The sequence below is a fragment of the Globicatella sanguinis NBRC 15551 genome (genome assembly GCF_001552295.1).
Classification (GTDB): Bacteria; Bacillota; Bacilli; order Lactobacillales; family Aerococcaceae; genus Globicatella; species Globicatella sanguinis.
Genome location: NZ_BCQX01000007.1, coordinates 24,579 through 35,442, shown reverse-complemented (window position 1 = coordinate 35,442; position 10,864 = coordinate 24,579). Strand labels below are relative to the sequence as shown.

The 10,864-nt window shown below is 34.6% G+C and carries 9 protein-coding genes; 7 read left to right on the top strand and 2 right to left on the bottom strand.

Annotation, left to right across the window (positions count from 1 at the left end):
- Positions 1–161: 161 nt before the first annotated feature.
- Together GSA01S_RS01250 and recU are read right to left on the bottom strand one after the other, a co-directional pair.
- The gene (locus GSA01S_RS01250) at positions 162–2,651 is read right to left on the bottom strand and encodes a transglycosylase domain-containing protein (RefSeq protein WP_066124023.1); all 2,490 of its coding nucleotides are present in this window, start codon (positions 2,649–2,651) and stop codon (positions 162–164) included.
- 26 nt (positions 2,652–2,677) lie between these two features.
- Entirely contained in the window at positions 2,678–3,274 is a 597-nt protein-coding gene (gene recU, locus GSA01S_RS01245) for a Holliday junction resolvase RecU (RefSeq protein WP_066124020.1), read from the bottom strand.
- A gap of 201 nt (positions 3,275–3,475) precedes the next feature.
- On the opposite strand from recU, the gene tig reads away from it, so the two are divergent.
- The 7 genes from tig (at position 3,476) to deoD (ending at position 10,862) form a co-directional block, all read left to right on the top strand.
- Complete coding sequence (gene tig, locus GSA01S_RS01240) at positions 3,476–4,756, top strand: trigger factor (protein ID WP_066124018.1); 1,281 nt, start codon at positions 3,476–3,478, stop codon at positions 4,754–4,756.
- Positions 4,757–4,904: 148 nt separating this feature from the next.
- The gene (gene clpX, locus GSA01S_RS01235) at positions 4,905–6,149 is read left to right on the top strand and encodes an ATP-dependent Clp protease ATP-binding subunit ClpX (RefSeq protein ID WP_066124016.1); all 1,245 of its coding nucleotides are present in this window, start codon (positions 4,905–4,907) and stop codon (positions 6,147–6,149) included.
- 12 nt (positions 6,150–6,161) lie between these two features.
- Entirely contained in the window at positions 6,162–6,746 is a 585-nt protein-coding gene (gene yihA / locus GSA01S_RS01230; RefSeq protein ID WP_066124012.1) for a ribosome biogenesis GTP-binding protein YihA/YsxC, read from the top strand.
- Between the two features lie 14 nt (positions 6,747–6,760).
- Positions 6,761–8,605: a DNA primase gene (gene dnaG / locus GSA01S_RS01225; RefSeq protein ID WP_066124009.1), complete on the top strand. Its 1,845-nt coding sequence runs from the start codon at positions 6,761–6,763 to the stop codon at positions 8,603–8,605.
- Between the two features lie 12 nt (positions 8,606–8,617).
- Positions 8,618–9,763 (top strand): RNA polymerase sigma factor RpoD, encoded by a 1,146-nt coding sequence (gene rpoD / locus GSA01S_RS01220; protein ID WP_066124005.1) that lies wholly within the window; start codon positions 8,618–8,620, stop codon positions 9,761–9,763.
- 139 nt (positions 9,764–9,902) lie between these two features.
- Entirely contained in the window at positions 9,903–10,115 is a 213-nt protein-coding gene (locus GSA01S_RS01215; RefSeq protein WP_245631239.1) for a YozE family protein, read from the top strand.
- Between the two features lie 30 nt (positions 10,116–10,145).
- Positions 10,146–10,862: a purine-nucleoside phosphorylase gene (gene deoD, locus GSA01S_RS01210; RefSeq protein ID WP_066123999.1), complete on the top strand. Its 717-nt coding sequence runs from the start codon at positions 10,146–10,148 to the stop codon at positions 10,860–10,862.
- The last annotated feature ends 2 nt before the right edge of the window (positions 10,863–10,864 follow it).

Sequence of the window (10,864 nt, the reverse complement as noted above, 5' to 3'; positions counted from 1 at the left end):
CCCCTGCGCTTCTTATTAACGAATCCTAATTTAACTAAATATATAAAGTTTAGGCATAGCCTAAAAAATAGGCTATAAAAAAAGCTCTAACGCGATTGAATGAACTGCCTCTTGTCTACTTGACAGGGGGCAGTTCAGAACACGAATAGAGCTTTTTTATTTTATTGAGTAGGTTCTTCAGTGACGGCTTCAGTTGCTTCTGGAGTGGTCTCAGGAGCTGTCTGTTCAGGTGCGGTTGTTTCTCCACCAGTAGTAGTTTCTTCAGTTGTTTCAGTTGATTCGGTGGTCGCTTCTGATAAGGTTAGGGTAATAACTAAAGTATCCGACACACTATTACCATTAACAATTCTTAATTTAAGAACATATTGTCCAGATGTTGCGGGTGCTGAGATAGTAAAGGAAGTATTCGTTCCAGTATAAATGACGGAATCATTTAAGGATAACTGATAGACCGCATTTTGATCTAAATGACCTTGCCAGTATGCTTCAATTTGCTGAGCTTCTTGATTATAATTGGCATCAAATGCTGTTGGAGCATTGACATATTGTCCATAAGCAATTGATTCTGTTTTTGGAATATTGCTATCAGCTACGAATAATTCTTTTGATCGAGCTTCTTGAGGTGTATAAGGACCAGGTAACATAATAGGATCTGTATATTTTTCGATTTCTACTTCGGTTACTGAACGTGGTTTTTGCCAATCAGTAATTGGGACGTTCTTCATTAAGTAGGTCATCATTTCTTTATAGATAAGTTGAGGAATTCTCGTCTGCTCTAAGGTTAAATAATTACCAGATTCATATGGATTATCATAACCAACCCAAGTTGCAATGGCATATTGCGGTGTAAAACCGACATACCAGGCATCAGGTGCTGCATAGGTAGACTCATCAAGACCTAATTGAGTGAGTTGATCTTTAGTATAGTTAGTGGTACCTGTTTTACCTGCTTGAATAATATTATCAATACCAGAGGCTGTGGCGAAAGTGCCAGGGACACCTTTTAAAATATCGGTTAACATATAAGCAGTTGAATCTTTCATCGCTTGTTGAGAAACAGTTTCATATACTTCTTCTGTACCTGCTGCGGTAATAATCTTATTTACTGTATAAGGACGATTATATTGACCATAATTGGCAATCGCAGCATAAGCTCCCGATAATTGAATCGGAGTCACTTCACCACCAATCGCATTGGCTTCAACTAATTCTTTTTGATTATTATTTAAAATGTTAATCTCAAGTTTTTGTAAGAAAGCATAGGCATTATCTAATCCAACTTTTTGTAACATTTTTAGAGCGGTAATATTTCGTGAACCAGCTAAGGCTTCACGGATTGTCATTTTTCCTTTATATTCAAAATCAAAGTTATATATTTCATCGCCATTAGAATATGTCATGGGTTCATCTACAACTAATTGACCCGTTGAGTAATTTAAGTATTCGATGGCAGGGCCATAAGCGGATAGTGGCTTCATCGTTGAGCCTATACTACGATTTAAAGTATTGGCACGGTTTAGTCCTAAGACAACATCTTGTTTACGACCACCGGCAATGGCTTGTAAGGCACCAGTACTAACATCGATGACGGATACAGCGGTTTGCATATTATTATCAGGGAAGACGACCGCATCATTATCATTAACGGTTTGATATAATTTTTTCTGTGCGTCCAAGTTTAAATTGGTATAGACTTCGACACCATCAGTAAAAATATTGATATTTGATTTTTCTTGTACTTCTTTAGCCACGACATCTAGATAAGCATCAATGACATAATCAATATCATCAATGGTATTATTATCCAGTGGTACTAGCATTGATTCAATTGAAGTGTCTACTGCTGATTGATAATCACTTTGTGAAATTAAGCCACGATCATACATGACACTTAATACTAAATCACGACGTTCCTTGGCAGCTTCGGGATAAGAATAAGGATCATAATCAGATGGTGCTTGGGGTAAACCAGCAAGTAGGGCAGCTTCAGCCAGTGTGATGTCAGCCAGTTCTTTATTAAAAAATCTTTTGGCAGCTGTTTTAGCACCATAAACATTATTAGAGTAGAAAAGTTTATTCAAATATAAGGTTAATATTTCTTCTTTAGAATACTTTTGTTCGATTTGTAAAGATAACCATGCTTCTTGTGCTTTTCTTTCAAGTGTCTGATCAGTAAAATCGGTGGAGAACACTGATAATTTAATTAATTGTTGCGTGATAGTACTACCACCTTCACGTAATTGACCAGCTCTCAGGTTAGACAGTAAAGCGCCAACGATACGGATAGGGTCAATACCATGGTGAGAGTAGAAACGGGAGTCTTCTATCGCTAAGACAGCATCCTCTAATAGTTGAGGTACTTCACCATCAGCCATTAATTCCCGATTTTGTCCACCCAAGGTTTTAATCAGTTCACCATTTTGGTCATATATTTTGGAAGAAACTTGACCACGGAGGTCCTCTCCAGAAATCTTAGGTGCATTCATTGCATAATAACCAAAAAGAGAAGCACCACCAATCATGACCAAAAAGAATAAAGCCACTAAAACAATGAAGATGCGTTTCAACCAATTCTTTCCTTTGTTTTTACGAGGACTCTGTTTTTTTCTATTTTGATATTTTTTTCGTTCTACACGACTACCTGTTGCCATATTACTACTTCCTTTCAACAAACAAATTATTCTCTGGATTCAATATATTGATCTAATGCAGCTAAATAATCAATTATTGGGAATAGACCTTCTTTGCATAAAAATCCTTCTTGTTTTATAAAATCATAAGTTAAACTTTGTTTCTTACTTTTTTTAATTTCCCTATCTACTTTTTCATAGGGGATGATATAAGTTTCATTATGAGCAGCAAAAGATAAGATTAAAAACGCAATTCCGCCTTGTTCAATACATTGAAGCATATGCGTTCTTTGATGCTCTGGTAAATTTGCAAGCGGGAAACTGGTTTTATTTTTAGTTTCCTTTGCTTCAAAATCAATATAAAAGCCTTGATAAACACCATTATAATCCGTTGTTGAAGCATGACGATAATAAGCTTCTACTATTTTGGCAGCACTTCTGCGCGGATAGTCAACCTTCACTACTTGAACCGGAGTTGGTTTTTTATGAATAACAGCCAGATGATGCGTTAAATAATACTCATTGGATTGATTGATTTTATCTTCGAGTGACATTCCACGACTACCGTATATAGTATTGTGAGTATGCTCGGTCTTTTTTGTATGATGGTGATTCGGTTTGGAACCAGTTGGATAATTAATCATTCTCATACCTCCTAACAGTCATTATACTAAATAATCGTTATTTAGAATAGATTTAGAAAGTTTATTTTTATAATAGCACAAAAATATGTCTTTTTTATGAAAAAACTCGTGATAAAGGGGTATTATTATTTACAAGAAGCAACTTTTAGAGTAAAATAAGGGAGTATGTTAAATATTAGATAATGTGGAGGTTTATACAAAATGACAACAAATTTTGAAAAAACATCAGTAAATGAAGGAATCTTAACGTTTGAAATTCCTGTAGAAGATATTAAAGAGGGATTAGACAAAGCTTTCAAACGAGTACAAAAAAATATTACTGTACCAGGATTCCGTAAAGGAAAAGTTCCACGTCAAGTATTCAACAATGTTTATGGAGAATCAGCTTTATATGAAGAAGTGTTAAACTCTACATTACCTAAAGCTTATGAATCAGCTGTTAAAGAAGCAGAGTTAGATGTGGTAACTCAACCGGTAATTGATGTTAAATCAATGGAAAAGGGTCAACCATGGGTATTAACTGCAAAAGTTACTTTAAAACCTGAAGTAAAATTAGGTGAATATAAAAACTTAGAAGTTGAAAAACAAGACACAACAGTTACTGACGAAGATGTAAAAAATGAAATCGAATCTAAACGTAAAAGTTTAGCTGAATTAGTTGTTAAAGAAGACGCAGCTGAATCAGGTGATACAGTAGTGATTGACTTTGAAGGTTTCGTTGGTGATGAAGCATTTGAAGGTGGAAAAGGTGAAAACCATTCATTAGAATTAGGTTCTAATTCATTTATCCCTGGATTTGAAGATCAATTAGTTGGCGTAAAACCTGGCGATGAAAAAGATGTAGTGGTAACTTTCCCAGAAGAATATCATGCAGAAGATTTAGCAGGTAAAGAAGCAACTTTCAAAGTTAAAGTTCATGAAGTAAAAGCTTTACAATTACCTGAATTAGATGATGAATTTGCTAAAGATGCAGATGACTCAGTTGAAACTTTAGCTGAATTAGAAAATAAAATTCGTGTTGATTTAACTGAATCTAAAGAAGCAGCTGCTAAAGAAATCGTTGAAGATTTAGCTATCCGTAAAGCTGTTGAAAATGCTGAAATCGTTGAATTACCATACGAAATGGTTCACGAAGAAATTCACCGTCAAATGGATCACTTCTTAAATAACTTAAAACGTCAAGGTATTGACAAAGATTTATACTTCCAAATTACAGGTTCTTCAGAAGCAGATTTACATGATCAATTCGGTGAAGAAGCTGAATTAAGAACAAAAACTAACTTAGTTTTAGAAGCAATTGTTGAAAATGAAGATTTAACTGTAACAGAAGAAGAAATTGAAAATGAAGTCAACGAATTAGCTACTCAATACCAAATGTCAGCTGATCAAGTTAAACAATTCGTTTCTAACGATATGTTAACTTCAGATATTAAATTGAAAAAAGCAATGGAATTAATTGTTTCAACTGCTGTACAAAAATAATTAAGACATTTTATTAGCTAATAATTAATTATGTGAGCTACAATAGGAACAGGGATGGCAATGGGTCTTTCTATTAGAATAGGACCAATTTATTGCATCCCTGTTTCGCCAGTATATAAGAAAGAATTTTGAGCAAGGAGGAAATCAATTGAGTCGAATTAATACTCGAACAAATGATTATTATTGCTCATTTTGTGGGAAGTCTCAAGATGAGGTAAATAAAATAATAGCAGGTCCTGATGTCTATATCTGTGATGAGTGTGTAGCGTTATGTCAGACTATTATTGATGAAGAAAATAATTATAAGAAACAAAACGATCAGATTAATATTTTAAAACCGATTGAAATTTTAAATTCATTAAATGAATATGTAATCGGTCAAGATGAAGCTAAAAAATCTTTAGCTGTCGCCGTCTACAATCATTACAAAAGAATTAGTCATAATGATACAGAAGAAGATGGCGTCGAATTACAGAAAAGTAATATTTGTTTAATTGGACCTACTGGTTCTGGTAAGACCTTTTTAGCACAAAGCTTAGCTAGATTATTAAATGTGCCTTTTGCAATTGCCGATGCGACCACTTTAACTGAAGCGGGATACGTTGGTGAGGACGTTGAAAATATTTTATTAAAATTAGTTCAATCGGCAGATTATGACTTAGATAGAGCGAGCAAAGGTATTATCTACGTGGATGAAATTGATAAAATTGCCAGAAAATCCGAAAATGTTTCCATTACACGCGATGTCAGTGGTGAAGGTGTTCAACAAGCACTCTTAAAGATTTTAGAAGGGACAGAAGCAAATATTCCACCAAAAGGAGGCCGTAAACATCCTAACCAAGATTTCTTAAAATTAGACACTAGTCAAATCTTATTTATTGTTGGGGGAGCTTTTGACGGCGTAGAAACCATTGTCAAAGAACGTTTAGGTAGCAAAGTAATTGGTTTCGGTAATAATACCGGAAAAGTTGACGAAACGAAAAGTTTAATGCAACAAATTACGCCAGAAGACTTAATAAAATTTGGTTTGATTCCTGAATTTATTGGTCGATTACCAATCGTTGCTGCTTTAGAGAAATTAACTGAAGATGATTTAGTAGCCATTTTAACTGAGCCTAAAAATGCTATTGTAAAACAATACCAAAAATTGCTAGCCATTGATGATGTCAAACTTGAGTTTGAAGAAGATGCTTTAAGAGCGATAGCGAAAAAGGCGATTGAAAGAGAAACTGGCGCCCGTGGTTTAAGATCAATCATTGAACATGTGATGTTAGATGTCATGTTTGAAGCACCAACGCATGAGGAACTCAAAAAAGTGGTCATTACTAAAGAGAGTATTGATGGAATTAAAAAACCGGATTATTATGGTAAACGTAATAAAAAATTAAATTAAGAGGTGAATCATGTGCATGTAACGAAAGCTGAATTAGTGATCAGTGCTGTTAGTCCTAATCAATATCCTGATGATCATCAACCTGAAATTGCCTTAGCGGGACGTTCTAATGTTGGGAAATCATCCTTTATTAATAAGATGATTAATCGTAAAGGATTAGCGCGCACATCAAGTCAACCAGGGAAAACTCAAACATTGAATTTTTATAATATTGATGACCTATTCAGATTCGTCGATGTACCTGGTTATGGCTATGCGAAAGTCTCTAAAACAGACCGTCAACGATGGGCTAAAATGATAGAAGAGTATTTATTAAATCGAGAAAATATTCGGGTATTATTGTTATTAATGGATTTTCGTCACGAGCCTACACAATTGGACCTTGCGATGAAAGATTTTGCTGAAGAATCCGACATCCCTTATGCGATTGTGTTAACTAAATTAGATAAAGTTAAAAAGAGTCAGTGGAATAAACATCTATCAATGTATAAAAAAGCACTGGATTTACCTACAATTGATGCATTATTTCCTGTTTCATCAGAAACAGGAGAAGGTTGCCAAGATATTTGGGATATTATTGAATCAGTGATAGAATAAAAGAGGTGAAGCGATTGAGCTTTATTCCTGCAGAGACCATTAATGAGATTAGAGAAAAAACAGATATTGTAGATGTAATTGGACAATATGTTCAATTAACCAAGCGAGGCAATAGTTATTCTTGTTCCTGTCCATTTCATGAAGACCGTAATCCTTCTTTTTCGATTCATAGTGACAAACAAATATTTAAATGTTTTAGTTGTGGACGTGGTGGTAATGTCTTTACATTTTTGCAAGAAATAGAAGGCATCAGTTTTCCTGAAGCAGTCCAAAAAGCAGCTGAATTTTCTGGTGTACCATTAGATCCCCGTTATATTAATCAAGGGTCTGTACAAAATGAACGTTTTGCTGATTTATTCGAAATACATGAAAAAGCAGCCACGTTTTATGCCTATTATCTAAATCAAACCAATAATGGACGGGATGGGTTAGAATATTTAACGGATCGTCAGATTGATAAAAAAATGATTGACCGTTATTTAATCGGATTGGCGCCTGAAAACTCAGAAGTGCTATATCAATATTTACTTAAAGAAGGTTATAGCAATCAACAATTAGTCAATAGCGGTATTTTTTATCAAAAGGATGATCAAGTCCTAGTCGATCGTTTTAGGGGACGGGTAGTTTTTCCTCTACGTAATCAACAAGGAAAGGTAGTTGGTTTTTCTGGTCGTGTTTTTGGAGAAACTCAATCAGAGTCTAAATATATCAACTCACCTGAAACGGATATATTTCAAAAAAATCAGCTAATTTTTAATTTAGATTTGGCAAGGCCTGAAATCAGACGTTTAAAACAAGCTATTGTTTGTGAAGGATTTATGGACGTTATACGAATGGATCAAAATGGCATCATGAATAGTGTTGCAACCATGGGAACTAGTTTAACTGCACATCATCTCGAACAATTGACGAAAATGGCACAAGAAATTGTCTTTATATTTGATGGTGATGATGCCGGACAAAATGCGACCAATCGCGCCTTTGAATTGAGCCTTCCTTTTAAGAATAAACAATTCAAGAGTGTGCGCATTCCTAACCGGATGGACCCAGATGAATGGCTCCAAGCGAATGGTGGGGAGGCATTAAAGCAATTAATCCAAAATGCTAACAACCGTTTCAGTTTTCAACGAGAGTTTTTAAAAACACAATTCAATGTACAAGATGAACAAGGATTAGCTCAATATATTGAAAAGGTGATTGGGTTAATTGCCATGATTGAATCACCTATTGAACAACAATTAAGAATTCAAGATATTGTGAAAGAATATGGCATTGATGAAGCCATTGTCAAAGAACAGATTGCTCGTTCCAAACAGCATTCAAATCAAGGTAATTCTTATTATTCATCAACTAATGATAATGAAATAAATTTTGATAGTACAGATCGCGCTTTTAGTCCAATTGTAGAAAGAAAAGAATTAACAATTCAATCAAAAACGGCTTATGAAGCAGAAAAATTGATTATCCAGAATTTGATTTATCATCAAGATGCTTGGTTTTATTTGGAACAACACTATAAGCAACCGATTTTTTATCATCCTTATTTCCAAGAATTATTTTTTAAGTTAGAATATTATTACTATGATAAAGGGTTGTCATTTCCGATGATAGGATTGGAACAGGAATTAGAAGATGAGTTACAACAACTTTATAGGGATATTATATGGGACGCTAGACAATTATCTTATGATGATGTGGTCATGAGTGATTGTTTTAAAGTCATTAAACGATCCTTTATAGAGCAAGAAATTCTCGAGTGGAAAGAGCGATTAAAGACTTTCCAAAAAGAAGGTAGAAAAACAGAAGTATCTGAAGCAATGGTAGAAATACTTCGTTTAACGAGACAAATAAAGATTTAAGGAGTTGGGCGTATGGCTGAAGAGAAAGATAATCTTAAAGAAACAACTAATGAAGTTAGCGTCTCCTATGAAGAAGCGGTAAAGCGATTAATCGCTGAACGTAAATTAATTGGCCAAATTAAATACGATGATTTATCAGACCAAATCGCAAGTAAGTATGGTTTGGATGCTGATGATATGAATAAATTAATTCAAAAAGTAGAAGATAATGGAATTGCGGTTGTTGGTGAAGATGGTGGACCAACCAAACAACAAATGATTAACGAAGAAGATGTTAATGTTGATGAACCTGAACCAACCGCAGCTGAAAAAGCCGCTGCAACTAAATTAAAAGTAAGTGACCCCGTTCGTATGTACTTAAAAGAAATCGGGCGCGTTCCATTATTAAGTGGTGAAGAAGAAGTTGAATTAGCGATTCGTATTAATCAAGGTGATGAACTGGCAAAACAAGAATTAGCAGAAGCAAACTTACGTTTGGTAGTTTCAATTGCTAAACGTTATGTTGGTCGTGGGATGCAATTCTTAGACCTTATTCAAGAAGGTAACATGGGACTAATGAAAGCGGTAGAGAAGTTTGACCATACTAAAGGTTTTAAATTCTCAACATACGCAACGTGGTGGATTCGTCAAGCAATTACCCGTGCAATTGCTGACCAAGCCAGAACAATCCGTATTCCAGTGCACATGGTGGAAACGATTAATAAATTAGTACGTGTTCAACGTCAATTATTACAAGATTTAGGCCGTGAACCGACACCAGAAGAAATTGGGGCGGAAATGGACCTTTCAACAGAAAAAGTTCGTGAAATCTTGAAGATTGCTCAAGAACCCGTTTCTTTAGAGACGCCAATTGGTGAAGAAGATGATTCCCATTTAGGAGACTTTATTGAAGACGAAGCAGCAATGAGCCCAGAAACTTTTACTTCTTCTGCCTTATTGCGTGAGCAATTAGAAGATGTTTTAGATACATTAACTGACCGTGAAGAGAATGTATTACGTTTACGTTTTGGTTTAGATGATGGGAATATTCGCACTTTAGAGCAAGTGGGTAAAGTATTTGGCGTTACTCGTGAACGTATTCGTCAAATTGAAGCCAAAGCTTTAAGAAAATTACGTCACCCAAGTCGTTCTAATCAATTGAAAGACTTTTTAGAGTAGACTTATGATCAAGCACTTAAGATGGCCTATTGTTATCTTAAGTGCTTTTTTTTGATAAAAATAAAAATATTCGCTTGTATATTTTAAATCATGTTATAATATGAATTATATGATATCAAATAAGATAGTGAGGTGTCCTTTGGAACAAACATTTTATCAATTTATACGAAAATATACTGATTTTGATGCGAATGATCCAATGAGTCGTTTAGCAAATGCGATACATCAGGATATTTCTTTTCCAAAACATGAAACTGATTTTGAAGTTATTTCGAAATATATGGAAGAAAATAGTCATTATTCAAAATTATTGAGCATATTTGATGATGCTTGGAATCAATATCAATTTTAAAATTATTAATTAAACTAGGAGTGTGAAAAAATGAGTACACATATTGCTGCAGAAAAAGGGGCTATTGCTAAAACTGTTTTATTCCCAGGAGATCCGTTAAGAGCAAAATTTATTGCGGAAACATTTTTAGAAGATGTGGTTCAATATAATACCGTTCGTAATATGTTTGGTTATACCGGAACTTATAAAGGGGTAAAGGTTTCGGTACAAGGTTCAGGTATGGGAATTCCTTCAGCAATGATTTATGCTGAAGAATTATATCAAGAATATGGTGTTGAAACGATCATTCGTATCGGAACAGCTGGTGGAATGAAAGAAGAAGTTAAAGTGCGTGATATTGTTTTTGGAATGGGGGCAACCACTGATTCTAGTGCTTTAAGCAATATTTTTGAAGGTCAAGTTCATTACTCAGCGATTGCTTCTTTTGAAGTTTTGGACATTGCCTATCATATTGCCGAAAAATCAGATGTCCAAGGCATTCATGTTGGAAATATTTTATCGAGTGATCGTTTTTATAATGAAGAAATGGATAAGAAAAAATTAGCCCGTTATGGTGTGTTGGCCGTTGAAATGGAAGCAGCCGGTATCTATGCAGTAGCCGCTAAACACAATAAAAAAGCCTTAACGATGTGTACGATTTCCGATCATATTTTAACTGGCGAAGAAACAACCGCTGAAGAAAGACAAACAACCTTTACTCAAATGATGGAGATAGCTTTAGAAACAGCTGTAAAATTGGAGGCATAATG

Coding starts and splice junctions, on each gene's coding strand:
- deoD (WP_066123999.1), top strand. CDS start 10,146: ATGAGTACACATATTGCTGCAGAAAAAGGGGCTATTGCTAAAACTGTT.
- rpoD (WP_066124005.1), top strand. CDS start 8,618: ATGGCTGAAGAGAAAGATAATCTTAAAGAAACAACTAATGAAGTTAGC.
- GSA01S_RS01250 (WP_066124023.1), bottom strand. CDS start 2,651: ATGGCAACAGGTAGTCGTGTAGAACGAAAAAAATATCAAAATAGAAAA.
- recU (WP_066124020.1), bottom strand. CDS start 3,274: ATGATTAATTATCCAACTGGTTCCAAACCGAATCACCATCATACAAAA.
- tig (WP_066124018.1), top strand. CDS start 3,476: ATGACAACAAATTTTGAAAAAACATCAGTAAATGAAGGAATCTTAACG.